General features: G+C 67.5%; 25 protein-coding genes. 15 read left to right on the top strand and 10 right to left on the bottom strand.

Annotated features, from left to right (window positions below; all coding sequences use genetic code 11):
* Window positions 1-169: 169 nt before the first annotated feature.
* Entirely contained in the window at window positions 170-1,783 is a 1,614-nt protein-coding gene (locus tag AC6CHY_RS00615; RefSeq protein WP_498225100.1) for a helix-turn-helix domain-containing protein, read from the top strand.
* 115 nt (window positions 1,784-1,898) lie between these two features.
* Entirely contained in the window at window positions 1,899-2,411 is a 513-nt protein-coding gene (locus tag AC6CHY_RS00620) for a hypothetical protein (protein WP_498225101.1), read from the top strand.
* Between the two features lie 26 nt (window positions 2,412-2,437).
* Here AC6CHY_RS00620 and AC6CHY_RS00625 read toward each other — a convergent pair whose 3' ends face one another.
* Window positions 2,438-3,820: an MFS transporter gene (locus AC6CHY_RS00625; RefSeq protein WP_498225102.1), complete on the bottom strand. Its 1,383-nt coding sequence runs from the start codon at window positions 3,818-3,820 to the stop codon at window positions 2,438-2,440.
* A gap of 87 nt (window positions 3,821-3,907) precedes the next feature.
* Between AC6CHY_RS00625 and AC6CHY_RS00630 the strand changes: the two genes are divergently transcribed.
* Entirely contained in the window at window positions 3,908-4,909 is a 1,002-nt protein-coding gene (locus AC6CHY_RS00630) for an adenosine deaminase (RefSeq protein ID WP_498225103.1), read from the top strand.
* Window positions 4,910-5,165: 256 nt separating this feature from the next.
* Here AC6CHY_RS00630 and AC6CHY_RS00635 read toward each other — a convergent pair whose 3' ends face one another.
* The 3 genes from AC6CHY_RS00635 to AC6CHY_RS00645 form a co-directional block, all read right to left on the bottom strand.
* Window positions 5,166-5,981: a putative hydro-lyase gene (locus AC6CHY_RS00635; RefSeq protein WP_498225104.1), complete on the bottom strand. Its 816-nt coding sequence runs from the start codon at window positions 5,979-5,981 to the stop codon at window positions 5,166-5,168.
* Between the two features lie 69 nt (window positions 5,982-6,050).
* Window positions 6,051-7,268, bottom strand: a complete 1,218-nt coding sequence (locus AC6CHY_RS00640) for an NRAMP family divalent metal transporter (protein WP_254455756.1) — start codon at window positions 7,266-7,268, stop codon at window positions 6,051-6,053.
* 228 nt (window positions 7,269-7,496) lie between these two features.
* On the bottom strand, window positions 7,497-7,790 hold the full coding sequence (locus AC6CHY_RS00645) for a DUF1540 domain-containing protein (RefSeq protein WP_217387504.1): 294 nt from the start codon (window positions 7,788-7,790) through the stop codon (window positions 7,497-7,499).
* A gap of 242 nt (window positions 7,791-8,032) precedes the next feature.
* On the opposite strand from AC6CHY_RS00645, the gene AC6CHY_RS00650 reads away from it, so the two are divergent.
* Window positions 8,033-9,490: a GuaB1 family IMP dehydrogenase-related protein gene (locus AC6CHY_RS00650; RefSeq protein ID WP_217387503.1), complete on the top strand. Its 1,458-nt coding sequence runs from the start codon at window positions 8,033-8,035 to the stop codon at window positions 9,488-9,490.
* Window positions 9,491-9,497: 7 nt separating this feature from the next.
* On the opposite strand, the gene AC6CHY_RS00655 is transcribed toward AC6CHY_RS00650, so the two are convergent.
* From AC6CHY_RS00655 to AC6CHY_RS00665, 3 genes are all read right to left on the bottom strand, one after another.
* Entirely contained in the window at window positions 9,498-9,992 is a 495-nt protein-coding gene (locus AC6CHY_RS00655; RefSeq protein WP_217387502.1) for an Lrp/AsnC family transcriptional regulator, read from the bottom strand.
* A 158-nt stretch (window positions 9,993-10,150) separates the two neighbouring features.
* Complete coding sequence (locus AC6CHY_RS00660; protein ID WP_217387501.1) at window positions 10,151-10,603, bottom strand: DedA family protein; 453 nt, start codon at window positions 10,601-10,603, stop codon at window positions 10,151-10,153.
* Between the two features lie 84 nt (window positions 10,604-10,687).
* Window positions 10,688-11,974, bottom strand: coding sequence for an MFS transporter (locus AC6CHY_RS00665; protein ID WP_217387500.1), 1,287 nt, complete (start codon window positions 11,972-11,974; stop codon window positions 10,688-10,690).
* Between the two features lie 204 nt (window positions 11,975-12,178).
* On the opposite strand from AC6CHY_RS00665, the gene AC6CHY_RS00670 reads away from it, so the two are divergent.
* Window positions 12,179-13,021: a hypothetical protein gene (locus tag AC6CHY_RS00670; RefSeq protein ID WP_217387499.1), complete on the top strand. Its 843-nt coding sequence runs from the start codon at window positions 12,179-12,181 to the stop codon at window positions 13,019-13,021.
* 42 nt (window positions 13,022-13,063) lie between these two features.
* On the opposite strand, the gene AC6CHY_RS00675 is transcribed toward AC6CHY_RS00670, so the two are convergent.
* Together AC6CHY_RS00675 and AC6CHY_RS00680 are read right to left on the bottom strand one after the other, a co-directional pair.
* A complete protein-coding gene (locus AC6CHY_RS00675; protein ID WP_217387498.1) occupies window positions 13,064-13,429 on the bottom strand; it encodes a Rieske 2Fe-2S domain-containing protein in 366 nt (121 codons plus the stop codon).
* Window positions 13,430-13,507: 78 nt separating this feature from the next.
* Window positions 13,508-14,719: an NAD(P)/FAD-dependent oxidoreductase gene (locus AC6CHY_RS00680; protein ID WP_217387497.1), complete on the bottom strand. Its 1,212-nt coding sequence runs from the start codon at window positions 14,717-14,719 to the stop codon at window positions 13,508-13,510.
* Window positions 14,720-15,331: 612 nt separating this feature from the next.
* Here AC6CHY_RS00680 and AC6CHY_RS00685 point away from each other — a divergent pair.
* The 3 genes from AC6CHY_RS00685 to AC6CHY_RS00695 all read left to right on the top strand — a co-directional run bounded on the left by AC6CHY_RS00685 (window position 15,332) and on the right by AC6CHY_RS00695 (window position 18,741).
* Complete coding sequence (locus AC6CHY_RS00685) at window positions 15,332-16,192, top strand: alpha/beta fold hydrolase (RefSeq protein ID WP_498225105.1); 861 nt, start codon at window positions 15,332-15,334, stop codon at window positions 16,190-16,192.
* 232 nt (window positions 16,193-16,424) lie between these two features.
* Window positions 16,425-17,234: an IclR family transcriptional regulator gene (locus AC6CHY_RS00690; RefSeq protein ID WP_217387495.1), complete on the top strand. Its 810-nt coding sequence runs from the start codon at window positions 16,425-16,427 to the stop codon at window positions 17,232-17,234.
* A gap of 175 nt (window positions 17,235-17,409) precedes the next feature.
* Complete coding sequence (locus AC6CHY_RS00695) at window positions 17,410-18,741, top strand: MFS transporter (RefSeq protein ID WP_217387494.1); 1,332 nt, start codon at window positions 17,410-17,412, stop codon at window positions 18,739-18,741.
* Window positions 18,742-18,830: 89 nt separating this feature from the next.
* On the opposite strand, the gene AC6CHY_RS00700 is transcribed toward AC6CHY_RS00695, so the two are convergent.
* Window positions 18,831-19,460 carry a TetR/AcrR family transcriptional regulator gene (locus AC6CHY_RS00700; protein WP_217387493.1) on the bottom strand — a complete coding sequence of 210 codons (630 nt, stop codon included), beginning with the start codon at window positions 19,458-19,460 and terminating at the stop codon, window positions 18,831-18,833.
* Between the two features lie 195 nt (window positions 19,461-19,655).
* On the opposite strand from AC6CHY_RS00700, the gene AC6CHY_RS00705 reads away from it, so the two are divergent.
* The 7 genes from AC6CHY_RS00705 to AC6CHY_RS00735 all read left to right on the top strand — a co-directional run bounded on the left by AC6CHY_RS00705 (window position 19,656) and on the right by AC6CHY_RS00735 (window position 26,256).
* The gene (locus AC6CHY_RS00705) at window positions 19,656-20,597 is read left to right on the top strand and encodes a 3-carboxyethylcatechol 2,3-dioxygenase (protein ID WP_217387492.1); all 942 of its coding nucleotides are present in this window, start codon (window positions 19,656-19,658) and stop codon (window positions 20,595-20,597) included.
* On the top strand, window positions 20,594-21,400 hold the full coding sequence (locus AC6CHY_RS00710; RefSeq protein ID WP_254455755.1) for a 2-keto-4-pentenoate hydratase: 807 nt from the start codon (window positions 20,594-20,596) through the stop codon (window positions 21,398-21,400). Before AC6CHY_RS00705 ends, AC6CHY_RS00710 begins: the two co-directional genes overlap by 4 nt.
* 48 nt (window positions 21,401-21,448) lie before the next feature.
* The gene (locus AC6CHY_RS00715; RefSeq protein ID WP_217387491.1) at window positions 21,449-22,384 is read left to right on the top strand and encodes an acetaldehyde dehydrogenase (acetylating); all 936 of its coding nucleotides are present in this window, start codon (window positions 21,449-21,451) and stop codon (window positions 22,382-22,384) included.
* Window positions 22,385-22,404: 20 nt separating this feature from the next.
* Window positions 22,405-23,433 carry a 4-hydroxy-2-oxovalerate aldolase gene (dmpG, locus tag AC6CHY_RS00720; RefSeq protein ID WP_217387490.1) on the top strand — a complete coding sequence of 343 codons (1,029 nt, stop codon included), beginning with the start codon at window positions 22,405-22,407 and terminating at the stop codon, window positions 23,431-23,433.
* 305 nt (window positions 23,434-23,738) lie between these two features.
* Complete coding sequence (locus AC6CHY_RS00725; RefSeq protein ID WP_498225106.1) at window positions 23,739-25,208, top strand: S8 family serine peptidase; 1,470 nt, start codon at window positions 23,739-23,741, stop codon at window positions 25,206-25,208.
* Window positions 25,205-25,786 (top strand): RNA polymerase sigma factor, encoded by a 582-nt coding sequence (locus AC6CHY_RS00730; RefSeq protein ID WP_217387488.1) that lies wholly within the window; start codon window positions 25,205-25,207, stop codon window positions 25,784-25,786. Before AC6CHY_RS00725 ends, AC6CHY_RS00730 begins: the two co-directional genes overlap by 4 nt.
* Complete coding sequence (locus AC6CHY_RS00735; protein ID WP_217387487.1) at window positions 25,783-26,256, top strand: hypothetical protein; 474 nt, start codon at window positions 25,783-25,785, stop codon at window positions 26,254-26,256. The genes AC6CHY_RS00730 and AC6CHY_RS00735 overlap by 4 nt, the downstream gene beginning before the upstream one ends.
* Window position 26,257 lies beyond the last annotated feature (1 nt).

Consider the following 26,257-nt stretch of genomic DNA (forward strand, 5'->3'; position numbering starts at 1 on the left):
TCCTTTGTGCCTGGTGGTTGGTTGCCTAAGCAATACCCGGGGGCGAATGTGATCTGCGTCAACTGTAGGATTGAGCTCACCAAAATAATTCGTAGATCAAACCAAGCTTGAAATCGATTTATTGTCTGATCCGCTAAAGACGTGGACGGCACAGAAGGAACGGACCTCGTTGAACAGCACCGGTCGACCGCTCACCTTGGCCGGGCTCCTGGAAAGCCTGGGCGCCCCGCTGCTGACCCCGCTGACCGGAAGCCGGGGCCTGGGCTCCTCGATTTCCGTCCCGGTCATCCATGACCGCCTGGATCCACTGCCGGAAACTCCCGGCGGGATCCTGCTGCTGGTGGGCATGGCACCAAACCACGAGGACCTGGACGACCTGATTGAGCGGGCGGCCGAGCATGGGTTTGGCGCGGTGGTCGTCAAGAGCCGCGGGAAGGAACTGGATGCGGCGCACCTGGCCAATGCCGCTCTGCCTGTGCTCGTCGTGGATGACCAGGTCCCGTGGCTGCATCTGGACAACCTCATCACTGCGGTGACCAGCGGCCGTCCCTCGGGTAGCAACGCCGCGAATTCGCACGGTGAGGACCTGTTCGTGCTGGCCAACGCGTTGGCCACGGCGACCGACGGCGCAGTTGCCATAGAGGACCTGGACCAGAACATCCTCGCGTACTCGAACCTAGAGCGGCATACGGTCGACCCGCTGCGCCGCAGCGGCATCCTGGCCAGGCAGGTTCCTCAAATGGATAAGAACGCCGACCAGTACCGGTCCGTCATGCTCACCGATTCCGTGGTCCATTTCCCCTATGATGCCGACGATGGCGAATTGCCCCGCTGCGCGGCGCCCGTGCGTGCCGGCCGGCAAATGCTGGGTTCGATTTGGGTAATCGAGGACAAGGCCACGCTGGGTCCCGACGGGGAGGCCGCCATTCTGGAAGTCGCACGTCTTGCAGCCATTCACATCCTGCGTTCACAAAACGCGGTGGACCTGGAACGCCAGGTGCGCACCGAATGGCTGCGATCGGCGTTGGAAGGCCACGGTTCCGATCCGGCGACCTCTGCCCGTTTCGGACTCATGGAGGGAGTGTCCCCGGTCCTGCTGGGATTCAAGTTTGCCCCGTTGCCCGCTGGGAAGGCGCCCGGAAGTGCATTTCCGCTGACCCGCCAGCTGGCGCTTGCCGCCGAACAATACTGCTCGATTTTCCATCCCAATGTCTCCGCGATGGAATCCGGGAGCATGGTCTACGTCCTGGTCCCGGCCATTGGTTCCGAACAAGCCGCCATGCGACTGGCCGGCGGCGCGGCCGCCGCCCTGGCCGCCCGTCTGGGATGCCACGTGGATGTCGCCGTAAGCTCAGTGGAAGGCAGTTTGCTGGGCCTGGTCGAATTGCGCAGGGAACTCGAGGATGTGGTGCGGGTGCTCGAAACCCCCGGCCCCCACCGAGGTGCCGGCCGTGTGGTGGGAACCAAGGAAGTGAATGCGGCCTTGCTCCTGGACCAGCTGGAGCGCGTGTTGCGTTCGCGGCCGCGGCTGGTGCATCCAGGGGTGCGGGAATTGTTGGAGAACGACGCCGCTTCGGGAACCGAGTACCGGGCAAGCCTGTGCGCCTACTTTGCCGCCACGGGCGACGTGGCGTCGGCGGCCCGGGCACTGAACGTGCATCCCAACACCCTGCGTTACCGGATCAAGCGTGCCACCGAATTGTTCGGATTGGACTTTTCAACCGGGGACGAGCAGCTGGCGTTGTGGGTGCAATTGCGTGTGGCGACAGGCCCTACGGCATGAATCGCCACGCCGGGTGTCGGCGCCGACGCTGCCTTGGGCCGCGCCCCACAACGATGACGCAACGTTGTTCCCCGACCCCTGTCCCGCGGCGTCCCGCGGGCGCAGACTGGGTTCCATGACATGGATGGGGTCACCGGTTCCTGGATTGGCCGTTTGCACACGGGTCCTGTTGGCGGCCACCCTGGGGGCGGGTGCCCTGCTGGGACTGCCGGGGTGTTCGTTGATTCTGCATTCCTCCGGTCCCTGCATGCCGCCCGGCTACACGTTGGATTCCCTCGTCGTTGCCCCGGGTGCAACCTTGCGGGTTTCGGCTCCGGCGGCCACCTGCAATCCGCGCTACGGCGAGGCAGCAAAAGTACGCATCGATCTGGTCGACGCCCGCCAGAAGGTCCTGCTCAGCGAGCTGGCCCCGATGTCGGACGACGGAGCCTTCAGCCATGTGCTGGACATCCCCGCCACCCTGAAACCAGGCACCTACGGCATCTCGGCGGCCCCCGATTCCGTGGACTGGTGCGACGACACCGGACACAACAATCGGGTGGAGAACCCCGGTTTCGGCGACACCGGGTTGGGCGTGGTGCGTGCCGCCTGTGCCATGCCCCATGTGGCCTTCCGCGTGACCGGCTGACCTGTGGCCGGAGCTGCCCGCCGAGGCTAGCTGGTCTTGTGCCCGCGGACCTTCACGGCCGGATCCGATTCGACCCGCTCGAGCAACGGCGGCAGGTACTTGCGTGAGTTCACCACAATGAAGGCCAGCGACGCCAGGCACAAGGCCAGCATCCCTGCCATGATCCAGGCGGTTTGGATCCACTGCGCGGCGACGGCCACCACCGTGGGGGCCAGGAATCCCACGTAGGCCAGGGTGTAGAAGAACCCCGTGAGCTTGCCCAGTTCGTGTGCCGCGGCCAGGCGCTGGATTTCCAGGAGCCCTCCGACCATGAGCAATCCGTTGGCCGAGCCCAGGATTGCGGAGGCGACCAGGCCCAGCGCGGGGCTGGCCGCGAGGATCGCAACGAGCACGGTCGCCAGCCCGGAGAACGCGGTGATCGTTCCGGTCAGCAGCGAGCGCGCATTGCGGACGGTGTCCAGCCTGCGGGCCAGCGGCTGGATCAGCACGCTGCAGCCCAGGGTGATGGCCACGGCCGCGGTGGCGTACGCGAGCCGCCCCTCCCCCAAGCCGGGGATGACCGCCGGGACGACGGCAAAGCCGGTGGTGCCCGCGGCAAAGACCCACAGGGCTGCCGGGGCTACCACCCTCCGGAAGCGCTTTCCTGCCTCCGGACGCGGAGGCGGTGAGGCAACGGGCATACCCTGTGCAGGGGCCCCGGGGCGGGTCTCGGGCAGTCTGGACACCACGACGAGCAGCGGGATGCACAGGACAATATGCAGCGCGTAGGGCAGGATCGCGGGGGCGGGGGCATGTCCGGCCAGCAACCCGCCGGCGACGGGTCCAAGCCAGAAGCCGGCGCTGGTGAGCAGCGAGGCGCGTCGGGCACCCGATCCCGCAGCGGAGTGCAGGTCCCACGGCGCCTGGGAAAGTTCCTTGACCCAGCTGGTGGCCGCCGCCATGGCCAGCCCCGTGGCAATGCCTGCCATGAACCTTCCGGCGAACAGAGGCGCGGTGCCGATGACCGACCCCATCATGGCCACGTTGGCGGTCATGGACAGGGCGACGGCAAAGAGCGTGACGGGCTTGCGGCCGATCCTGTCCGAGTGCCGGCCGCCCCAGAGCAGCGCCGGAACCAGTCCCACGACATAGATGCCGAGCATCGAGGTGACCATGACCTCGGAGAAGCCGTGTTCCTGACGGTAGAACACCAGCAGGGAAACGAATTGGTTGGCGCCCCAGCCCACCATCATCAGGCTCAGGGCAGCGGGGAACCAATGCTTCCGCTGGTCGGTTGTGACGCTCACGTTCCTGTCCTTCTGATCATTCACTGGCTGCGTCTCGCGCGGGCCTCCAGCACTCGATCGCGAGCGCTTCAACGACCAGTCTGCCACGGCACCGGAGGCGGTGGCCGATCCGTGACTTGCCACTCAAAGCGGCAACCGCCCCGGCGTGCACGCGGGGAGGCAGGGACCCGGGAGACTATTCTTGATCGACCACCGACAGGAGCCAAGACCATGAAGTTGCCCGTTGCCGAATTGCACATCCACCTCGAAGGGACGCTGGAGCCCGAGGCCATCCTGCGCCTGGCCGCGCAGAACAGCGTCACGCTGCCGTGGCCGTCCCTGGAACAGCTGAGGGAGCAGTACAACTTCAGCAATCTCCAGTCGTTCCTCGACCTGTTCTACACCAACCTTGCGGTGCTGCGGACCTGGGCCGATTTCCACGAGATCACGCTCGCCTACCTGCGCCGGGCCGAGGCCGCCGGAGTGCGGCATGTCGAGTTGTTCTTCGACCCGCAGGCACACCTGGAACGCGGGATCGGGCTGGGCGAGGTCGTCGGTGGCATCCGCGAGGCACTGCACGAGGGCGAGAAACGCTTCGGCATCACGCACAAGCTCATCGCCTGCTTCTGGCGGCACGCGCCGGCCGCCTCGGCCATGGAGATCCTGCGCACGCTTATCGCCGAGGGACACGATGTCGACGGCATCGGGCTGGATTCCTCGGAACTGGGCTATCCGCCCGCCCTGTTCCGGGAGGTCTTTGACTATGCGCGCGACCACGGACTGCATGTGGTGGCCCACGCCGGGGAGGAGGGACCGCCGGAATACATCGTCCAGGCCCTTGACCTGCTCAAGGTTGAACGCATCGACCACGGAATCCGCTGCCTGGAGGACCCGACCCTGGTCGAACGGCTGGTGGCGGAGCAGATGCCCCTGACCGTCTGCCCGCTCTCAAATGTGCGGCTGCGAACCGTGGACACCATGGCCGACCATCCGCTGCGGCGGATGCTGGAGGCGGGCCTGAAGGTATCGATCCACTCGGATGACCCCGCCTACTTCGGCGGGTACCTGGACGCGAATTTCGCCGCCGTCAACGGGCAGTTCAAGCTGAGCCGAGAGGAGCAGGCGGTGCTGGCGCGGAACTCGATCGAGTCATCCTTCCTGGAGGAGCCGGCGAAGTCGCGCTTGTGCGCCGAGGTGGACCTCTGGCTGTCGGCCGGGGGACGGGACCTGTAGGCAACCATTAAAGGAGCCAAGGAAGCGCCCGTTTTGGGGGGAACGGGCGCTTCCTTGGCGGAGGATCACGCCGGGGTTCGGGGGGCGAACCAGGACGCGATTCTCACGGGCGTCGACGATGGGATGGTACTCCCGGCGACGGCCCTTTGGGGGCGCCAGGGAAGTCCCTGCATGGGGGAGCAGGAAATTCCCAGGCGGATCGAGGTCCACGAACCGGTCCCGCGGGACCAGGCTCGTGGAGGGCATGGGGACGGTCCTAGGGAACCAAGTAGTTGCTGTCGCGGGCGTCGGTGATGAGCATGTGCCCCGGCGCGTGGCCGATGGCCAGCGCGGGCCTGGACTCCATGACCGCCGCCTGCGGCGTGACCCCGCAGGCCCAGAACACCGGGATGTGCCCGGCCGGGATTTCCACGGCGTCGCCGAAGTCCGGTGCGGAGAGGTCGGTGATGCCCAGCTCCCCGGGGTTGCCGATGTGCACCGGTGCCCCGTGCACCGCCGGGTAGCGCGAGGTGATGCGCACGGCGTCGGCGACCTGCGAGGCGGGGATGGGGCGCATCGACACCACCATGGGCCCTGACATGGAGCCGGCCGAGGCGCTGCGGATGTTGGTCTTGAACATCGGCACATTCACGCCCTGGTCGATGTGGGCGATCTTGATGCCGCCCTCCATCAGTGCGGTCTCGAAGGTGAACGAGCAGCCGACGATGAACGTCACCAGGTCATCGCGCCAGTACTCGGAAAGGTCCGTGGGTTCGGCGATCTTCACGCCGTTTTCGTAGACCATGTACTTCGGCACGTCGGTGCGGATGTCCCCGCCCTTCAGCAGCTCCCCGCTGGTCTCCCCCGCGTCCAGCACGCCCAGGATCGGGCAGGACTTGGGGTTGCGCTGGGCGAAGAGCAACACGTCAAAGGCCTGGTCCCTGGGCACGATGATCAGGTTGGCCTGGGCGTAGCCGAGGGAGAAGCCGGCGGTCGGAACCGCCAATCCGTTGCGGAACAGTTCACGTGCCTGGGCCGGTGACAGCGTTGCGCGCTCCCCTGCCCCGGTCGATGGCGAATTGGCGGGTGTCATGGCTGCTGGCGTCCTTTCGAAGGGCGGATTGAAGGGCAAGGTGTTGCCGGGGAGGGTGGGGTACGCGGGTCAGGCCCAGAGCTTGGACAGGCCGGCCAGGGAGTTCCAGCCGAGGAAGAGCGTCAGCAGCCAGGTCACGACACCGATGATCAGCAGCCACTTGGGGTACACGTAGCCCTGCAGCAGGTCGCGGCGGCGCCAGGCGGCATAGAGCAGGACCGCGAAGCCGACGGGCAGGATCAGGCCGTTGAAGGCGCCGGCGAAGATCAGCAGCGTCTGCGGCGCCTGGCCCAGGAACATGTAGATGACCGCGCATACGCCGATGAACGCGACGGTGAGCAGGTTGCGGGTGCGCTCCGGGGTGGTGGACTTGGTGATGAAGGAAACCGAGGTGTAAGCGGCACCGATGACGCTGGTCAGGGCTGCGGCCCAGAGGATCACGCCGAAGGACCGCATGCCGATGTCGCCGGCCGCGATGCCGAAGGCCTCGGCCGCCTTGTTGTTGGTGGTCAGCACGGCTCCGCCGGCGACGACGCCGAGGATGGCCAGGAAGAGGAGAACGCGCATGATGCCGGTGACGATGATGCTCAAGATGGAGGTCTTGGTGATGTCGCCGACGTTCTCGATGCCGGCGGCGCCGGAGTCGAGCATGCGGTGGGCACCGGCATACGTGATGTAGCCGCCGACGGTGCCGCCGATCAGCGTGGTGATGATCAGGAAGTTGATGTTCTCCGGAAGCACCGCATTCTTCAGGGCCTCGCCCACCGGCGGCGCGGCGACGATGGCCACGTAGAGCATCAGCAGGATCATGATCGCTCCGAGCAGGACCACGATCTTGTCCAGGGCCATGCCCGCGCGCTTGGAGAGGAAGATCAGGATCGCCACGACGGCGGAAATGATGCCGCCTACCTTCGGGTCGAGCCCCATCATGGCATTGAAGCCCAGGCCGGTACCGGCGATGTTGCCGATGTTGAAGACCATGCCGCCGATGAAGACCAGCCCCGCCAGGACCCAGCCGATGCCTGGGAGCACCTTGTTGCCGAGCTCCTGGGCACGCAGGCCCGAAACGCCGATGATGCGCCACACGTTCAGCTGGACGGCGATGTCCACCAGGATGGAGACGACGATCGCAAAGGCGAACGAGGCGCCGATCTGGACCGTGAATTCGGTGGTCTGGGTGATGAAGCCGGGCCCGATGGCGCTGGTTGCCATGAGGAACATGGCGCCCAGCATTGCGGTGCGCCTGGCTGAAGTGCTGAGCTTCGGTTTCGTGCTAGGAGTGGCCATGATTCCATCCATCGGGTTGCGGGTGACTGCTGTCACAAGTGGGAGCGATGAGAAGTACACTACAGGTTGTTGAACAATCTTGACAAGAGGTTGTTCAACAATTTATTTCGGGCGCCTCCTCCCCCGACGCCGAAGGAAACCCGCGGATTGCCCCCGGACCCGGGCACGACAAGGCCCTCCCCGGCGCCGTGGTTCGCCAGCGCCGGGAAGGGCCCAAACAGTCGCGGCTCAGGCGCCGTGTTCGTACGTGAGACAGTCCGCATTGTCTGCGCCGGGCCCCACGCGCACCGAGTCCGCGGCACACATCAGGTGGTCATTGTGGGTGCATTCCATGCGCTGGCAGGCACCCACCGAGGCCAGGATCTTGGGCAGGCCGCCGTGCACGCCGGTGTCGATGAACGTCGCGCATTGCGCGTGGTCGGCATTTCCGCCAATGGTGATGCCGGAGGCCCCGCAATGGGTGTGGTCATTGAATGAGCAATTGGATACGGAACATTCGGTAACGGGCACGGTGACTGTCATGATGCACTCCTCGAACCGGCGGTCTCGCGGATTTCGAACCGCTCTGGGTACCACGGTAACCCCAAACCCCGCCCGGAAATTAGTGCTGTTTATGGGCCCTAATCGGGAGGCTTGCTACCCACGGGTACACGATTGCGGGGGCGCAATTCCGTGCGCTGAACATGCCCGAATCCCGGTCGCGCACCCCGCCCGCGGTGACGTGCCTCACGCGCGCGATGTCCGCGCGGCTGTAGCCTGACAGGGTGAAGTTTCTCAATGATCTGCAGCCCGCACACGACCTGACCTACAACGACATCTTCATGGTTCCCTCGCGCTCGGCGGTGGTGTCCCGGTCCGGGGTGGACCTCACCACGCCCGATTCCGTGGGCACCTCCATCCCGCTGGTCATCTCCAACATGACAGCTGTGGCCGGCAAGCGCATGGCCGAAACGGTGGCCCGCCGCGGCGGGATCACGATCCTGCCCCAGGACATCTCCCTGGCCGCCCTGCAGGACATGGTCGAGAAGGTCAAGCGCGCCCACCCGGTCTTCGAGACCCCCATTGTCGTGGACGTCAACGACTCGGTCTCCACCGCCCTGGCGCTGCTGGGCAAGCGCTCGCACGGTGCGGCGGTGGTGCTAGAGGGACACCGCCCGGTGGGCATCGTCGCGGAAAAGGACTGCCTGGAAGTCGACCGCTTCACCCCGATCCACCAGGTCATGACCTCCGAAATCGTCACCGTGGACAAGGACACGCACCTTGACTCGGTGTTCGAGACGCTCAGCACCCGGCACCTGGGCATGGTCCCTGTGCTCGACGGCGAACACCTCGCCGGGGTGCTGACCCGCAAGGGCGTGCTGCGCTCGGGACTCTACACCCCGGCGGTTGACCCCGCCGGCAAACTGATGGTCGGGGCCGCCGTGGGCATCAACGGCGACGTCGGAACCAAGACCCGCGAACTGCTCGAGGCGGGCGTGGACGTGATCGTGCTGGACACCGCCCACGGCCACCAGGAGCGGATGATCGAGGCGCTGCCGCTGGCGGTCGCGGCCCGCGACGATTTTGCCCAGCGCACCGGACGGCGGATCCAGATCGCCGCGGGAAACGTGGTCTCGGCCGCCGGCACCCTCGACCTGGCCGCAGCCGGGGCCGACATCCTCAAGGTCGGGGTGGGGCCGGGGGCCATGTGCACCACCCGGATGATGACCGGGGTGGGACGCCCGCAATTCTCCGCCGTCCTGGAATGCGCGGCCGCGGCGCGCGAGGCCGGCGTCGAGGTGTGGGCCGACGGCGGGGTCAAGTACCCGCGCGACGTGGCCCTGGCACTGGCCGCCGGCGCCGCCAGCGTGATGGTTGGATCCTGGTTCGCCGGGACCTACGAATCGGCCGGGGACCTGGCATCCGACGGCGAGGGCCGGCTCTACAAGGAAAGCTTCGGCATGGCCTCGGCCCGCGCGGTGCAGCAGCGCACCCGGCACCAGTCGGCCTTCGAACGCGCCCGCGCCGCACTCTTCGAGGAGGGGATCTCGCACTCCCGCATGTACCTGGATCCGCATCGGCCGGGCGTGGAGGACCTGATCGATTCGATCGTCTCCGGGGTCCGCTCGGCCTTCAGCTACGCCGGGGCCGACTCGATTGCCGAATTCCGCGATCGCGCCATCGTCGGGGTGCAGTCCGCCGCCGGCTACGAGGAGGGGCGTCCGCGCGAGGTCTCCTGGTAAATCCGGGCTACAGCCAGGGCACCGCGCCCTGGCTGTGCTCGAAGACCAGCGACGTCTGGGTGGTGGCCACCGCGGGGTTTGCCGAGAGGTTGTCGAGCACGAACTGGCGCACGTCCTTGGAGTCGCGCACCGCGACGTGGATCAGGAAGTCGTCGGCGCCGCCCAGGAAGAAGAGCTGGGTGACCCCGGGCTTGGCGCGCATTTCCTCGGCAAAGCTCGACATGAGGTGGCGGGCGCCCGGGCGGATCTTCACGAAGATCAGGGCCTCGAGTGCATGGCCCAGGACCTCGGGGTCGATTTCCAGGGTGAAGCGGCGGATGACCCCGGCCGAGCGCAGGGCGTTGAGCCGCGCCAGGCAGGTCGAGGGGGCGATGCCCAGTTCCTCGGCCAGCGAGTTGTTGGTGCGGCGGGCGTTCTCCGTGAGCATGCGCAGCAACCCGCGGTCGATGTCATCGAGCTCCACGGGGCCGCCCTGGCGAGGAGTCCTGGTCGTGATGGCCACGTCGATACCCGTCTTTCGCAATAATTCATTGGTTTCCTGAATCCTACCGATGAATATTTGCCCCGCTTCCCGACGCGCTGCAGGAAGGGCAGAGTCGAAGCCCGGAGCCCCGTCGGAATTGCCAGCGGCACGGCGGTCCCGCTGCCCGGGGCCGGTTTTCAGGAGTCCTTGCGGCGGTGGCGGATCCACGCCAGGGTCGCGACGAGAAGCAGCAGTGCCCCGGCGGCAATCCATTGCCAGCCCAGGGCCAGCCAGGCATAGATCACGGCCATGCCCACGGTGGAATAGATGGTCGCCCAGATCAGGCACCCGGCCACCACCGCCGGAAGGTAGCGCAGCAGCGGCATCCGGGCGACGCCGGCGCTGGCGTTGACGGCCGTCTGGATGCCCACGGTCATGAACGAGAGCGGAACGGCAAACACGCCCCAGCGCTGGATGAAGCGCTCGGCGCGTTGGTAGATCGGGCCCCTGAGTAGGTGCTGGAAGCGGGTGTGTTCCACCCCGGCGGCAATGCCCCGCCCGATCCAGTAGGTGATGTTTGCCCGTGCCATGGCCAGCAGGAAAAGGAACGCAAAGGCCCATCCAAACGAAGCGTCGCGTAACCAATCCATGGGAAACAGCCTAGCCGCGCGGGCCCGGCCGCCAGGGCATTGGTGAGCCAGCAGACAGGACCCGGCACCGTCACAGATTTTCGGCTAGGGCACGGAGCGGATGTTCCGCACGAGCATCGCCCCGAAGATGCCGATGATCGCGGCAACGACGAACAGTGCCGTGTAGCCGCCGAGCACCTTCACCGCGAAGAAGGCCAGCGCCGGGGCGATGACCTGCGGCAGCGAGTTGGCCACGTTGATCACGCCCATGTCCTTGCCGCGGGACTTGGCCGAGGGCAGCACCTGGGTCAACAGCGCGAAGTCCACTGCCAGGTAGGCGCCGAAGCCCAGCCCCAGCACACCGGCGCCAATGATCGCGCCGGTGAAGTTTTGCGACACCGCGATGATCAATGCGGAGCAGGCGACGACGATGGAGGAGACGATCACGAAGATCTTCCGCTTCCCGGACCTGTCGCTGATCGGCCCCAGGATGACGGCGCTGATGATGACCATGACCGCGTAGATGCCGGTCAGCACCAACACCCCGCCGGCGGGGTCGGGGTGCTTGACCACGTCGGTAAGGAAGAAGAGCAGATACACGATCGTCATCTGGTTGCCGGTGTTCATCATGAACCGGGTCAGCCAGGCCCACCCGAAGTCGCGGTGGGTCAGCGGGTTGATCCAGAACCCCTTCGCGAACTCCAGCAGGTTGAAGGCGGGGCGGAACTCGCGCGGCAACTGCGGGTCGTTGGACCGCAGCAGGTAGGGGATCACGGAAACCAGCAGGGCCGCGGCGCAGATGATGTAGCCGACGGCGATGTTGCCGGTGATGGCGAAGCCGACCACCGCGCCCAGCAGGATGCCCACGGTCTGGCCCATGGCGGCCAGCCCGCCGATGCCCCCGCGCCGGCGCTCCGGCACGCGGTCCGGGATGGTGGCGGTGACGGCCGAATAGGCGGCGTTGGCGCCGGCCTGCAGGCCGCACCAGCCCAGCAGCATCAGCGCGACGGTCGTGGCCCCGGAGAGCATCAGCAGCGAGGCGGCGCCCAGGATGGCCCCGGCCAGGATCCACGGCGAGCGGCGCCCCATCTTCGAGACAGTGCGGTCGGAGAGCGCCCCGAAGAGCGGGTTGGCCACCAGCGCCACCGACGCGCCGCAGGCGGTGACCAGCGACAGGATGGCTTCCTTCGACCCGGGGTCGATGGACGTTGCCTGCAGCCCGAGCAGCACGTTGATGGGGGCAAAGAAGACAATGTTGATGCCGATGTTGATGGCGACAACCGAGGCGACCCAGCCGCGCTTGACGTCGACGCTCGGCGCGCGCAGGGCCTCGGGAAGCCCGGCCTCGCCGCCGCCGGCCACGGCCGTGGGGTCCTGTGAGTCGGCGGCCATCTAGAGCACGCCCGACAGCATGCCGGCACCGGTGCCGACGACCAGGGAGGCAATAAGCAGCCAGGTGATCAGTTTTACACGTTTGCGAATCGATTCCATGATGCGTTTATCGTAGGCCAGAATTGGCCGCGGTGCCCCCTTGAAGAAGGCGGCTTGCCGCGGTGTGTAGCGGCTTTCACCCTGCGCGCGGCTTAGGCTGGGAGCATGAGCGAAACCGGTTCCAGGGCAGCACTGTGGGCGCCGCGCCACAGCGGCTGGAAGCTGGCGCACCACCTCCTGCCGTCATTTGTGTTGTTTGCCTTCCTGGCCGGCACGGGGGTCTATGCGGCGCTGCATGCCAGCCCGGTGCTGGCCACCGCCCTGGTGGCCAGCGCACTGGCGGTGCTGCTGGGAGTCGCCGCGGCCTTCCGCCGCCCCGCGGCGGATCGTGCCGCGGCCACCGAGGCGGTGCTGACCTCCACGGGGCAGCGCGCCGCGACCCTGTTCCCGATATTCCGGACCTCGGCGCAGTGGGCTGCGGTGGTGATGGGGCTGGCGGTGGTGATCCTGGTGGCCACCGTGGCGCTGGGCGCCAGGCTGCTGATCATGCACAACTACGACCCGATGGTGCTCATCGTCCTGCTGACGATCTTCCTGCTGGGCGTGGGCGTCTACGTGCTCAACCGCGGGATCCGGCTGGCGCGCATTGCCGCGACCGCCCAGGAACCCGGCGTCTACCTCACCCGCAGCCGCATTGTGCTCCACTCCTCGCGCGGCCCGCGGGAGATCTACTGGAACGATGTCGCGGGCATCGAGGCGACCGATCCGGCGCGGCGCCGGCCCCTGGGCAGGCGCGGACCGGCCTGGATCGTGGTGCACCCCCGGACGGCCCCGAACCCCGGGCGGGAAAAGGCCGGGCGGATGGTGATCCTGGTCCACGAGCTCACGGCCAACCCGGATCTGCTGCTGCACACCCTCGAACACTATTGGACCCACGCCGCGGACCGGGCCGAGCTGGGCACCGATGAGGCCCTGGTGCGCGTGGCGAAGTTCCGTCCGGGTTCCTGACCGCGGGATGGCGGCGGCGGGCATTCCGCGGTCGCGGATTCCTCAGGCAGGGGTTCCCGGGTAGAGGAGCACCCGGCCGTTTGCCACCTCGACCCGGTGGGTGCGGGCGTCACTGGTCGCCGGCAGGCACAGCACCTTGCCGTCGCGTAGTCCAAAGCGGGAGGAATGCAGCGGGCACTCGATCTCCTCCCCCTCGATCCACCCCTCGGACAGCGAAGCAACCTCGTGCGGGCATTCGTCGTCAAGCGCGAAGTAGTCCCCGTTCTCGGTGCGAAAGAGGCCGATGTCATCGGGGTGCCCGCTGGTTTCGCTCCCGATAAGCAGCGCGGTGCCCGGTTCGAGCATCTCCGTGTCCCCCAGGTCCACCGCGCGCCGGCCCGTTGCAGCTGCGCCGCCCGTGGAATCCATGCCTTCCCCCGCCCTGTCCGGTTGCGTGCTTCTCCAGTCTGGCCCTGCCCGGGGCGGCGGGGCAAGGGGCAGAGGCCGCTAGCGGGCGAGCTTGCGCAGCGGCACCCCGGGATCGGCGAGCGCCTCGGCCGGGACGATGATGCCCCGGTCGATGATGCGCCGCGCCGCCTTGATGGTCAGCCCGCCGTCGAGGGCCGCGGCCCCCAGCATCGTCCCGTCGGCGGCCACGCGGAAGGCGGCCACCGGCTCGCCGTCGTGGATCCGCAGGATCGTGGTGCCGTCCGCGTTCATGTCCCCCACGCCCTCGACGTGGGTGCCGTGCCGATCCGACCAGAACCAGGAGGCGCCGTGCACCGGCGGCTCCTGGGCGAGTATCGCGGCAGCCGCGGTTGCCCCGGTGTTCATGGCGTGTTCCCAGTGCTCGCCGCGCCGGGCCAGCGTCCCGTCGGGCCTTCGGGTGCGGGCCATGTCCCCCACCGCGTAGACGCCGGGGCGGGAGGTGCGCTGGTTTTCATCCACCAGCACCCCGTTGTCGGTCTGCAGCCCTGCCGCCTCGGCCAGGGCGGTGTTGGGGGTGATGCCGATGCCCACCAGCACCTCGTCGCACTCGATCACCCGGCCATCGGCCAGCTCGATCCGGTGGCCCGTCCCGGTCCGCGTGATGCCCGCGGGCGTGCCGTGGATGACGGTGATGCCGGCGCCGGCGTGCATGGCGTGCAGGCGCCGGGCCAGCTCCGGGCCCACGGCGGGGACCAGCGGCGTCTCGACGGGGTCGATCAGCGTGACCTCGGCACCCAGCGCGAGCGCCGAGGAGGCGACCTCCGCGCCGATGAGACCCGCCCCGACGATGGCCAACCGCGTCCCCGGGGCGATGCTTGCCCGCAGCCGGTCCGCGTCCTGGCGGTCGCGCAGCACCAGCACCGAGTCAAGCTCACCGCCCGGGATCGGCAGCGGGCGTGCGGAGCCGCCGGTGGCCAGCACCAGGCGGTCCGCTTGCAACACTGCGCCGTCCTCCAGCTCCACCCCCAGGGGCTCGAGCGCCAGGGCACGGACCGTGGCCGGGACGAGCCCAATGCGGTGTTCGGCGAACCAGGAAGCGGGGGCCAACTCGATGGCCGCGGCGTCCTTGTCCCCCAGCAGGTAGCCCTTGCTCAGCGGCGGGCGGTCATACGGGATCCCGGCCGGGTCGATGATCTGCAGGCTCCCCGCGTAGCCGCGGGCGCGCAGGTTCTGTGCCACGGTGAACCCGGCCAGGCCGCCTCCAACGATCAGGATGGATTCAATGCTCATGGGTGCTGCCGTTCGGTCGGAGGTCAGTGGCCAGGGAAGCCGCAGGTCTCCCGGAGCGCCGCTTCACCCTCCCATCATCCCGCGCGGGCACCGCGGGACACAAAGCCACACCGCGGCGCGGGGCCAGCGATTCGGCCGCCCGCTAAGACCGGCCAACGGGTACTGGCTCCACGCAATGGGCGGCAATGTCTGGGACCGGTGCAACGGCTGGCTTCCTGCCGAAGTACCAGCGCAATTCTCCGGCGGAGAATCCGCCATCCGACGTGGGCGGGTGATGCGCGGAGTTTCCTCGTAATCTGCCACGATTGGTCCGGCAACCGAAACAGCGTAGCCGCCCGACGCTCCACCACCCCGGAGTCCTCCCGCGGCCCTTGCGGCATTCGCACCGTTTCCCACGCGCTTTCGCCGCGGGGAAGCCCCACCGGCCAGTGGAAAATAGTTGCACCAATGCAAGTCTTGGTGGACGATGGTCAAGTTTTGTGGAGACTACGGTTCCCGCGACCTCCGATTTCGTGCCGCTGGTCGGCACAGGCCATCCCGCGGCCCCCGGGCCCGCGTCTAGGGTGGAGCTAAACCGCCTTAAGGCTCACCGACTGACTCAGGAGTTCCACGATGACCGTCACCCAGATCCCCGACTACACGACCGACGCCTTCTTCGGCCTCGAAGACAAGTGGCTGGAAACGGCCCCGGGCGAAATCACCCACTACCACGAGCTCGGCGAGGGCACCCCGATCCTCTTCCTCCACGGCTCCGGCACCGGCGTCACCGCCGCCGCCAACTGGTGGCTGAACCTCCCCGAACTGGCCGAGTCCGGCCGCTGCATCGCCATCGACTCCGTCGGCTACGGCCAGACCGTCGTGCCCGAGGGCATCGTATACGGCATCAAGGAATGGGTCCGCCACTCCGTCCGTGTCCTGGACGCCCTGGGCATCGACAAGACCTGGATCGTCGGCAACTCGATCGGCGGCTGGGTCGCCATGCAATTTGCCATCGACTTCCCCGAGCGCCTGCTCGGCATCGTCTCGATGGGCACCGGCGGAGCCAAGAAGACCGCGGCGCTCTCCGGCCACGCAAAGCCCGAGCTCTCCGAGGCCGGCATCCGCCGCACCCTGGAGCAGTTCGTCGTGGACAAGTCCCTGGTCACCGACGAACTCGTCTCCCTGCGCTACGCCTCGGCGCTGAACGACACCGCCTCCGACCGCCTCGTCGAGGTCGTCACCGCCCGCGACCGCGACCGCGACGCCCTGCCGCTGGACTTCGAGGTCCTGGGCAAGCTCGAGATCCCGGTGCTCCTGGTCCACGGCATGCAGGACGTCGTCATCCCCGTGAGCCGCACCCACGAACTGCAGGCCGTCATCCCCACCGCCGATGCCCACATCTTCAACCAGTGCGGCCACTGGTCACAGGTCGAGCGCGCCCACGAATTCAACCAGGTCATCAAGCAGTACCTCGCACTGCACATGGCCAAGTAGTTTCCCCAGGCAGCCGCCCGCAAGCCCCGCCCGTCCACAACAGGACCGGCGGGGCTTCGGCCTGCCCGGCACCCGCCCGAAACGGGGCCCACATCGCGGCGCCCCTGGGGAAGCTGACCCGCCAGGGTGCGCATCCCCGGTGTTTGACCCACCCGGACTTCCCCGGGACACTTGTAACACGCCCAAAACTCGTGGCAATTCATCCGGGCGGAAACGTTGGAGGTTCCCAAGCATGTCATTGAGCACAGCACCGCAGCGAGATGAACGCACCGCCGTGGACAAGGCCATGTCACTGCTCAATGCCTTCGGGTCGGATTCGGTGAGCGGTGTTGGTGTCAGCGAGCTCGCCCGGCGTGCAGATCTTTCCAAGTCCACGGCGTTCCGCCTGCTGGGGATGCTTCAGCGCAACGGCGCCGTGGAGCGGGCGGGCAACGCCTACCGCCTGGGCAAGATGATCCTAAGCCTCGGCGATACCCAGGAATCGGCCACGCACGGACGGATGCGCGACGTGCTGACGCCCTATCTCGCCGATCTGTATGAATTGACCAAGCAAACCGTGCACCTGGCGGTGTTGCAGGGCACCGACGTCATTTACCTGAACAAGCTCTACGGGCACCTCCAAGTCCGCAGCCCCTCCCGGATCGGCGGGAAGGCGCCTGCCTACTGCACCGCGGTGGGCAAGGTCCTGCTCGCCTTCGACCCCACGAGCGCCGACGAGGTGCTACGCGGCGAACTGCCGGCGTGGACACCGCACACCATCACCGACCCGGAGGTGCTCCGCCGGGAACTGTCCACGATCCGCCAGGAGCATGTGGGCTTTGACAGGGAAGAAATACTGACCGGCCTGAACTGCATCGCCGCGCCCGTGATGGGCCCGGCAGGCAAACCGGTGGCGGCGCTGTCGATCTCCGGCCCCACCGGAAAGTTCGTGCCCGATTCCCAATCCGAGGTCTTGCGCAAGGTTTGCTACGCGGCCTCGCGTGCCGTCGCCGCCGTCAGTGCGCGCCAGCGCCAGCAACTGCGCCACGCGCAAACGGCCTAGACGGTCGACTCCGGCTCCTGCCGTTCCCCGCGAACGAATCGCTTCCACCGCCAGCCTTCGATTGCATGTGTTCTGAATAACGTTCCGCCTGACGGAACGCCGTTTTGGTGCGCCCGATCACAGCGGCCATGGTTGTGTCATCCCCCTCAGCAATTTTTCTTTTTTCGGAGACACGTTGACCCAGACCACGCATCCCGTTCATTCACCGGCCGCAGCAGGCACTTCCGGCAAGGACTCCCGCCGTGCCCTGGTCTCCAGTTTCCTGGGCTCGTCAGTGGAGTACTACGACTTCCTCCTCTACGGCTCGGCCGCCGGACTGGTATTCCCCTACCTGTTCTTCCCCGAGACCATGGACCCCGCCGTGGGAACCGCCCTTTCCTTCGTGATCCTGCTGGCCGGCTACGTCGCCAGGCCAGTGGGCGGCATCATTTTTGGTCATTTCGGTGACCGCTTCGGTCGGAAGAACATCCTTTTCATCACGCTGATGATGATGGGCCTGGTGTCCGTCTGCATCGGGTTGATGCCCACCTACCAGACCATCGGCATGGCCGCCCCGGTCGCCCTGGTGCTGCTGCGCATCATCCAGGGCCTGGCCGTGGGCGGTGAATGGGCCGGCGCGACCCTGATGGCAGCCGAGCACGTCGGGGAAAAGAACCGCGGCATTGCCGCCTCCGTCGCCGTCTCTGGCGGTCCGGCCGGCGCGGTGCTCGCCACCCTCGTGCTTGGACTTTTTGCCGGTTTGCCGCGCGAGGAGTTCCTGGCCTGGGGCTGGAGGATCCCGTTCCTCTTCTCCGTGGTGCTGGTCATCATCGGCCTGTACATGCGCTACCGCGTGACAGAGTCCCCGGACTTCCTCAAGGCCCAGGGCGAGAACGCCGCGCCCACCGGCGCCCCGATCCTCCGCGTGCTGCGCGAGTACCCGCGGGAAACGGTCCTGGGGATTCTCGGCATCGCCGGTCCGCTGTTCATGCAGGCCTTGATGGGTGTCTTCATGGTCCCGCACGTGGTTGCCACCGGTGCCATGACCCAGCAACAGGCCCTGATGATGTTGACCGCCTCGAACTTCCTGCACATCTTCGCCATCCCGTTCTTCGCCTGGCTCTCGGACCGGTTCGGCCGCCGCCCGGTGATGCTCGCCGGGGCCGTGATCTCGGTGGTCTTGGTATTCCCGATGTTTGCCCTGTTCAATTCGGGCAGCTTCTGGCTGATCGCCCTGGGCTTCATGGTCGGCAACCCGATCATCCAGGCCTCGATGTATGGACCGGTCGGCGCGTTCCTGGCGGAGAAGTTCGACACCAACGCCCGCTATACCGGCGTCTCCCTGACCTACCAGGTCGGATCGGTCCTCGGGGCGGGCACCGCGCCTCTGATGGCCCAGTGGCTGATCGCCCTGGACAACGGCGGAGGCACCAACAACATCGCGTGGTACTTCATCTTCCTGATCGTTGTTGCCGCAGTGTGCGTTTACCTGTCCAAGGAGACCCGAAGCAGGGCCGCGAGCGACTAGGCGCTCCAGGCTCCAGGCGGCGGCATCCCGACACGACGATTCGTTCTCGGGGGGCCGCCGCTTCTGCACATGGACTCATTTCCGGCGGATTAGCGCGATACAGGATGCAGCAAGGCGCCGAAAATCGCACTGGCCCGGATCACTGCCGATTGCCAGTCGCGCGCGAATTCCTCCGGGTCCTCGGTGAACGCATAGCGGGTGATGGTCCCGGCCAGCAGCACCAGGGCGTGCTGCGCGCCGGGATCGTTCGGCAGTTCGTGGGCCAGCAGCGCCGCCTGGTGGGGCTTGAGCCGCTCGATCAGCGCGGTGGAAACCAGCTGCTCGGCCGCCTGCACGTGGACGTGGGTGCGCCGGCGCAGCTCGGGAAAGGCGCGCACCATTTCGCGCCGGCGCCTAAATCCCTCCCCCGCCTGCGTGCTGGTGTTCAGCACGGCCGCCAGCAGTTTGGCGGTGCGCGGCAACACCGCCAAACTCGAGGAAACAAAATCCTCCCAGTCGGCCTCCGGGAGCCACGGATCGCGGGTGCCCAGCACCGCATCCTCCTTGGTGGGGAAGTAGTTGAAGAAGCTGCGCCGCGAAACACCGGCCGCCGCGGCCACGGCATCAATGGTCGTCGCCGCCAGGCCCTTTTCCAGCACCAATGCCACCGCCGCCTCGTGGATTTGCGTCCACTGACGGCCGCGCCGGGCGGAGCGGACGCCCTCGTTGATCTGTTCCATGCCTAAATTATGCACTAGTGCACGCTTTTGCTCGATGAACCAGAGCGCAATTTTCGCGGGATTCAATGGCGCTGCCCGCAAGACAACAAATGTTTCGTGCCGCTGAATGGAACATCGGCGTGCCTTCGTGCGGCGCATGGGATGGAATGAATGCAAGCAAGATCTTCTAGCCGCCGATCGAATGGAGCGCCAGGAATGCAACAAGCACTGATCGCCATGTCGCACTCGCCCCTGCTGGGGCACACGAATCCGCCCGAAGACGTCAAGGCAGCGGTCAACGCGGCCTTCGAGCAGGTCCGTGCCTTTGCCAAGGACTTCAACCCGGATCTGGTCGTCAATTTCGGCCCGGACCACTACAACGGCTTCTTCTACGACCTGATGCCGCCGTTCTGCGTGGGCTACGAAGCGCTGGGCACCGGCGACTACGACTCCTGGGCCGGGCCGATCAACGTCCCGACGAACGAGGCCGAGAAGCTGGCCCAGTACATCATCGACCAGGACATCGACACCGCAATCTCCCGCAAGATGGAGGTCGACCACGGGGCCGTGCAGCCCATGGAAATCATCTTCGGCGGGCTGGACACCGTCCCGGTGATCCCGATCTTCGTCAATTCCGTGGCCCGCCCCTTCACCAAGGTCTCCCGCGTGCGCAAGTTCGGGCAGGCCGTGGGCGAATACTTCAAGGACTCCGACAAGAAGGTCCTGTTCATCGGTTCCGGCGGCCTGTCCCACGACCCGCCGGTCCCGCAGATCGCCACCGCCACCGAGGCACAGCGCGCCATGCTGACCAACGGCCGCAACCCCACCCCGGAGGCCCGCGCCGCCCGCCAGGCCAACACCATCAACACGGCCATCAAGTTCGCCGCTGGCGAGGCAGACATCATGGATCTGAACCCCGAATGGGACCGCGCCTTCCTCGAGGTCTGCAAGTCGGGGAACGTCGAGGGCTTCGACGCCTACACCGCCGACGAGATGGACGCGGTCGCCGGGCACTCCTCGCACGAGGTCCGCACCTGGGTCGCCGCCTACTCGGCGCTGCGCGCCTGCGGCGAATACGAGGTCAACTACGAGTTCTACAAGCCGATCAAGGAATACATTGCCGGCTTTGGCGTCACCACCGCGGTACTGAAGAAATGAGCGAAACCACCATGGGCACCGAACGCACCCAACTCCTCGAATCCCTGGCCGCGGACCTGCTGACCGCCACCCAAACGCTTGAACCCATCGCCCCGCTGCGCGACCGCGTGGAAAACATGGACGTCACCGATGCCTACCGCATCCAGGACTCCCAGCTGCGCGCCCACCTCGCCGCCGGCCGCGTGCTGGCAGGGCGCAAGGTCGGGCTGACCTCGCTGGCCATGCAGAAGCAGCTCGGCGTGGACTCCCCGGACTTCGGCTTCTTCTTCACCGACATGGTGCACCACGAGGGCGCGCAGATCGCCGCCAACACCTTCATCTCCCCCAAGGTTGAACCCGAATTCGGCTTCGTCCTGAAGGAAACCCTGACCGGCCCGGGCGTGACCCGCGAGCAGGCGGCCGCCGCGATCGGCGAGGTCTACGCGGCCATCGAGATCATCGATTCGCGCGTCGCCAACTGGGACATCCGATTGGTCGACACCGTCGCGGACAACGCCTCCTGCGGCGCAATCGCCGTGGGCACCACCCCGTTGGATGTGAAGGTCGAGGACCTCGGCTCGATCGAGTGCTCGCTGCTCATCGACGGCGAAGTGCGTTCCACCGGCACCGGCACCGACGTCATGGGCGATCCGGTGGCCCCGCTGGCGTGGCTGGCCAACGTGCTGGGAGAGCAGGGCGTCTCCCTGGAAGCCGGACAGCTCGTCCTACCCGGTTCCTTCACCGGCGCCCTGCCGGTGATCGCCGGACAGTCGGCCACCGCCGATTTCGGGCCCCTGGGCTCGCTGAGCATCAACTTCGTCTAACCCCCACCCTTTTTTCTTCGATACCTTTTCTCAGGAAGTAGCAACCCCATGGCCAAGAAAACAGCCGCCATCGTCGGCTCCGGCAACATCGGCTCCGACTTGATGTTCAAGATCATGCGCCGCTCCACCAACGTCGAGGTCAAGTACATGATCGGCGTCGACCCCAACTCCGACGGGCTGGCCCGCGCCAAGCGCCTGGGCATCACCACCTCCGCCGAGGGCGTGGACTGGCTGCTGGCCCAGGACGAGCTGCCCGACTTCGTCTTCGAATGCACCTCCGCCAAGGCCCACGAGGCCAACGCCCCGAAATACAAGGCCGCCGGCATCCACGCCATCGACCTGACCCCCGCCGCAGTGGGTCCGTACCTCGCCCCGGTGGTGAACCTGGAAACGCTCACCGACACCATGAACGTGAACATGATTACCTGTGCCGGCCAGGCCACCACCCCGATCGTCGCCGCCGTTTCCTCCGTGGTTCCCGTTGAGTACGCCGAGATCGTCGCGTCCATCGCCTCGAAGTCGGCAGGCCCGGGCACCCGCGCCAACGTGGACGAATTCACCGAGACCACCGCCAAGGCCCTGGAGGTCGTGGGAGGTGCCAAGCGCGGCAAGGCCATCATCATCATCAACCCGGTGGAACCACCGATGATGATGCGCAACACCATCTACTGCATGATCCCCGCCGAAGCAGCAGCACCCGGCGCCACGCAGGACGCCATCCGCGCGGCCATCGATGAGGCAGCCGCCTCCATCCGCGACTACGTCCCCGGCTACGAGCTGCGCCTGGAACCGCAATTCGACGAAGCCCGCGAGGACTGGGGCGGCTTTGGCCGCGTCGGCATCTGGGTCCAGGTGGCGGGCGCCGCCGACTACCTGCCCGAATACGCCGGCAACCTGGACATCATCACCGCAGCAGCCACGCGCACCGCGGACCTGCTCTCCGACAAAATCGACGCCGCGCGCACCAACGCGCTGGCCAACTAGTAGGAACGGGGAAGCACATCATGACTGCACCCATGAACACCACCTTCGACATCCGCCTCACCGACACCACGCTGCGCGACGGTTCGCACGCCATGAGCCACCAGTTCACCGAGGAACACGTCCGCTCCGTGGTCCGCGCGCTGGACGACTCCCGCGTCGAGGTCATCGAGGTCACCCACGGCGACGGCCTGGGCGGATCCTCCTTCAACTACGGATTCTCCAAGACCCCGGAACTTGACCTGATCAAGGCAGCGGTTGACGAGGCCAAGCAGGCCAAGATCGCCGTGCTGATGCTCCCGGGCCTGGGCACCATCCACGACCTCAACCAGGCGTACGACGCCGGAGCCTCCGTGGCCCGCATCGCCACCCACTGCACCGAGGCGGATGTCTCCATCCAGCACTTCCAGCACGCCCGCAAGCTCGGCATGGAAACCGTCGGCTTCCTGATGCTCAGCCACCGGGTCACCCCGGCGGAGCTCGCCAAGCAGGCACGCATCATGGCCGACGCCGGCTGCCAGTGCGTCTACGTGGTCGACTCCGCCGGCGCACTGATCCTTGACGATGTCTCGGACCGCGTTGCAGCATTGGTCGCCGAGCTCGGCGACGACGCGCAGGTCGGCTTCCACGGCCACCAGAACATGAGCTTCGGCGTGGCCAACTCGGTGTTCGCCGTACGTGCAGGTGCCAAGCAGATCGACGGCACCCTGATGGCGCTGGGCGCCGGTGCGGGCAACTCCCCCACCGAGGTCCTCGCCGCAGCGTTCGACCGCCTGGACATCAAGACCGGCGTCGACATCCAGGGCGTCATGGCCGCGGCCGAGGACGTCGTCAAGCCGTTCATCACCCGCATGCCGGTCATGGACCGCGCCTCCATCATGCAGGGCTATGCAGGGGTCTACTCCTCCTTCCTGATCCACGCCGAGCGCGCGGCAGAACGCTATGGCGTCCCGGCCTACCGCATCCTCGAGGAAATCGGCAAGGCCGGCTACGTCGGCGGCCAGGAAGACATGATCGTGGACGTCGCCGTGCAGCTGGCCGGCGCCCGCTAAGCACCACCGACACGCACGGGTCCGCCCTGTGGGATGCCATCATTGGTGGCACCCCGCAGGGCGGACCTTTTTGCTGCCCGACTCTCGCCGGGCCTCTGCCCGGCAAGGGGCCGGCAAGGGGCCGGCCTCCCGCAATGCCGGCAACGAGGTCTTTCCCCGCCGGTTCACCGGCGCAAGGTGCCCGGATCGGGCGTAGGATTCGACCATGTTGGAATGGCGCCGAGATGTTCCCTTCCACCATGGATGTATCACCGCCGAGCCAAGCCCCTCCTAAGTCTCAGGAACACGATCTTGAGAGGACCACCATGACCGAGCCCATGGCTGTCGCCAGCAATCCCTTCCCGCAGATCGACCCGCTGGTCGCAGCGGCCTGGAACCTTCGCGCGGTGGTCCCGCCCGGAGGTGGGGCGAGCGCTTACGTGGCGGATTCCCTGTTGATCTCCGCGGAGCCGGGCGAGCTCGCCGGCCGTCTCGACACCATCAACAAGGTGGCAGGGGAGCTGGGGATCAAGGTGGAGGCCACGCCGCTGGGCATCGCGCCCGGGGATGAGCGGGCCCCGGTGAAGCTCGCGCCGCCGATCGGCCGGCTCGTCCTGCACGGCGAACCGGAGGACGTCGACGCCTGGCAGGTGCTCGGGAGGCTGCGCCGGGCAGGGGCAGAGGCCGGCGTGGCCCTGGACCACGCGATGGTCGCCACCCCGTACTACGCAGGGGTGCCCTACTACGCGGGCGTTCCCTACTACGCAGGCGTCGCCGGTGCCCCGGCCACCAGCTACGGATCGCCCGGCATGGGCGGCCGGACCCCGGTGTCGGTGGTGCTGCCGGACCCGCTCGTGGGCCGCCCGCGCACCAAACGGGCGCCCGTGGTGGTCGTGCCCGACACCGGCCTGGAGCAGCACCCGTGGTTCCAGGACCCGGCGACCGCGACCGCCGAGGTCCACGTCGACGGGCACCTGCTCGGGCGCCACGGGACGGTCCCCGGATCCGCGGTCCCCGAACCGGTGCGCAACCCGCTGGACGGCACGCTGCCGCCCTTCGCCGGCCACGGGACGTTCATCGCCGGGATCATCCGCCAACGCTGCCCCGAGGCCCGCATCCTCGGCATCCCCGTCATGGCAGACGACGGCGTGGTTTCCGAATCGTGCCTGATTGCAACGCTCCAGTCGCTGCGCACGCGCCAGCTCTCCGCCCTTGCAACAGGCGACCAGGAAAGCCCCATCGACGTGCTCAGCCTCTCGCTCGGCTACTACCACGAGACCCCGGCCGACCGGCTCGCCGACGCCCCGCTGCGCGCGCTGCTCGAGGACTTTGGCCGCCTCGGCGTCCTGGTCGTCGCCTCGGCCGGCAACAACTCCACGACCGCCCCGATGTACCCTGCCGGGTTCGCCGCCGGACCTGCGGCCGCCGGGCTGCTGCCGATCGCCGGCGTCGGTGCGCTGAACCCGGACGGCACTGTCGCCTACTTCAGCAATGCCGGGCCGTGGGTGAGCTGCCACCGGCCAGGAGCGGCACTGGTCTCCACGATGCCCACGCACTTGCGCGGGGACAGGCAGATGATCGCCGCGCTGGAGAATTCCGGGCTGCCGCGTGCCACGCTTGACCCCGACGACTTCTCCGGCGGCTTCGGGGTCTGGAGCGGCACGTCCTTCTCGGCCCCGGTCCTCGCGGCCGAACTCGCACGCGCCCTGGCCGGATCCGCCGCACCGGATCTTGCCGAACGCCTCGAGAGCGCCTGGGCGGCGCTGGGGAGCACGCTGGGATGGAAGCGGCCATGACCGGGGCCACGGGCCTCGTCGAGGAGGCCGCAACGCTGTTCGAGGAGTTCCGCAACGGCGGGCGCGGCCGGATTGAACCCCTCGTGAGGCTGCTGAACCCCACCCTGTGGCACCTGGCCCGCGCCTGCCGGCTCGAGCCCACCGATGCCGAGGACGTCGTCCAGACCGCCTGGCTGAGGCTGGTGGACCGGGCGGACACGATCCGGGACCCGCAGACGGTGCTCGCCTGGCTGGGCACCACCGTCAGGCGCGAGGCATGGCGCGTGGCCCGCGAGCGCGGGCGCACCCTGCCGTGGGAGGAGCCGGACCCCGGAACCGGACCCCGCGATCCCGGACCCGGACCGGCCGAGGCCCTGCTGCGCGACGAGGCCCAGCGCACGCTCTGGAACCACGTTTCCCGGCTAAACCCCCGCTGCCAGGCCATCCTGCGCGTCGTCAGCCGCGGCGGACCGCCCGACTACGCCGCCCTCTCCGCGGCGCTGGGCATCCCGGTCGGGTCCATCGGCCCCACCCGCGGCCGCTGCCTGGACGCGCTGCGCACTTTCCTCGCCTCCGACCCCACCTGGAGCACACCATGAACGAGAACCACGAGCAACCCCTGGACGGGCTGGACGCCGCCATCCTGGAGAGTGTCGCCGAGCTCTTTGACGCGATGGACCCGCCGCCGCCCACGCTGGACGACGGCGTCCTGTTCGCGCTCTCCCTCGCCGCCCTGGATGCGGAGCTCGCCACGGCGCTGGAGGAAAACCTGCCGGCGCTGCGCGCCGTGGATGCCAGCCCCACCGACTCGATCACCTTCACCAGCTCGGCCCTGCAGCTGATGGTGCGCAGCACTGAGGACCAGGACGGCGGGCTGCGCGTGGACGGCTGGGTCACCGGCGGCGGCCTCCGTGTCGCCCTCTACGCGGACAGGACCGCCCACTGGGCCACCTCGGATGCGCACGGGCGCCTGCTCTGGCGCTCGATCCCCCACGGCCCGATCCGTTTCCTGCTCCAGCCCGACGACCCGGAGGCCAAGCCCGTCCTGACTCCGGTGGTCGAGTTCTAGG

This window comes from Paeniglutamicibacter sp. GQ140, assembly GCF_059759235.1.

What these genes read in the sequence shown, in the direction of transcription:
- AC6CHY_RS00635 (WP_498225104.1), bottom strand. Translation starts at nt 5,981, where the DNA reads ATGACACCCGCCAATTCGCCATCGACCGGGGCAGGGGAGCGCGCAACG.
- AC6CHY_RS00705 (WP_217387492.1), top strand. Translation starts at nt 19,656, where the DNA reads ATGCAACAAGCACTGATCGCCATGTCGCACTCGCCCCTGCTGGGGCAC.
- AC6CHY_RS00630 (WP_498225103.1), top strand. Translation starts at nt 3,908, where the DNA reads ATGAAGTTGCCCGTTGCCGAATTGCACATCCACCTCGAAGGGACGCTG.
- AC6CHY_RS00700 (WP_217387493.1), bottom strand. Translation starts at nt 19,460, where the DNA reads ATGGAACAGATCAACGAGGGCGTCCGCTCCGCCCGGCGCGGCCGTCAG.
- AC6CHY_RS00710 (WP_254455755.1), top strand. Translation starts at nt 20,594, where the DNA reads ATGAGCGAAACCACCATGGGCACCGAACGCACCCAACTCCTCGAATCC.
- AC6CHY_RS00640 (WP_254455756.1), bottom strand. Translation starts at nt 7,268, where the DNA reads ATGGCCACTCCTAGCACGAAACCGAAGCTCAGCACTTCAGCCAGGCGC.
- AC6CHY_RS00715 (WP_217387491.1), top strand. Translation starts at nt 21,449, where the DNA reads ATGGCCAAGAAAACAGCCGCCATCGTCGGCTCCGGCAACATCGGCTCC.
- AC6CHY_RS00620 (WP_498225101.1), top strand. Translation starts at nt 1,899, where the DNA reads ATGACATGGATGGGGTCACCGGTTCCTGGATTGGCCGTTTGCACACGG.
- AC6CHY_RS00670 (WP_217387499.1), top strand. Translation starts at nt 12,179, where the DNA reads ATGAGCGAAACCGGTTCCAGGGCAGCACTGTGGGCGCCGCGCCACAGC.
- AC6CHY_RS00730 (WP_217387488.1), top strand. Translation starts at nt 25,205, where the DNA reads ATGACCGGGGCCACGGGCCTCGTCGAGGAGGCCGCAACGCTGTTCGAG.
- AC6CHY_RS00685 (WP_498225105.1), top strand. Translation starts at nt 15,332, where the DNA reads ATGACCGTCACCCAGATCCCCGACTACACGACCGACGCCTTCTTCGGC.
- AC6CHY_RS00645 (WP_217387504.1), bottom strand. Translation starts at nt 7,790, where the DNA reads ATGACAGTCACCGTGCCCGTTACCGAATGTTCCGTATCCAATTGCTCA.
- dmpG (WP_217387490.1), top strand. Translation starts at nt 22,405, where the DNA reads ATGACTGCACCCATGAACACCACCTTCGACATCCGCCTCACCGACACC.
- AC6CHY_RS00680 (WP_217387497.1), bottom strand. Translation starts at nt 14,719, where the DNA reads ATGAGCATTGAATCCATCCTGATCGTTGGAGGCGGCCTGGCCGGGTTC.
- AC6CHY_RS00665 (WP_217387500.1), bottom strand. Translation starts at nt 11,974, where the DNA reads ATGGCCGCCGACTCACAGGACCCCACGGCCGTGGCCGGCGGCGGCGAG.
- AC6CHY_RS00675 (WP_217387498.1), bottom strand. Translation starts at nt 13,429, where the DNA reads ATGGATTCCACGGGCGGCGCAGCTGCAACGGGCCGGCGCGCGGTGGAC.
- AC6CHY_RS00735 (WP_217387487.1), top strand. Translation starts at nt 25,783, where the DNA reads ATGAACGAGAACCACGAGCAACCCCTGGACGGGCTGGACGCCGCCATC.
- AC6CHY_RS00690 (WP_217387495.1), top strand. Translation starts at nt 16,425, where the DNA reads ATGTCATTGAGCACAGCACCGCAGCGAGATGAACGCACCGCCGTGGAC.
- AC6CHY_RS00725 (WP_498225106.1), top strand. Translation starts at nt 23,739, where the DNA reads ATGACCGAGCCCATGGCTGTCGCCAGCAATCCCTTCCCGCAGATCGAC.
- AC6CHY_RS00660 (WP_217387501.1), bottom strand. Translation starts at nt 10,603, where the DNA reads ATGGATTGGTTACGCGACGCTTCGTTTGGATGGGCCTTTGCGTTCCTT.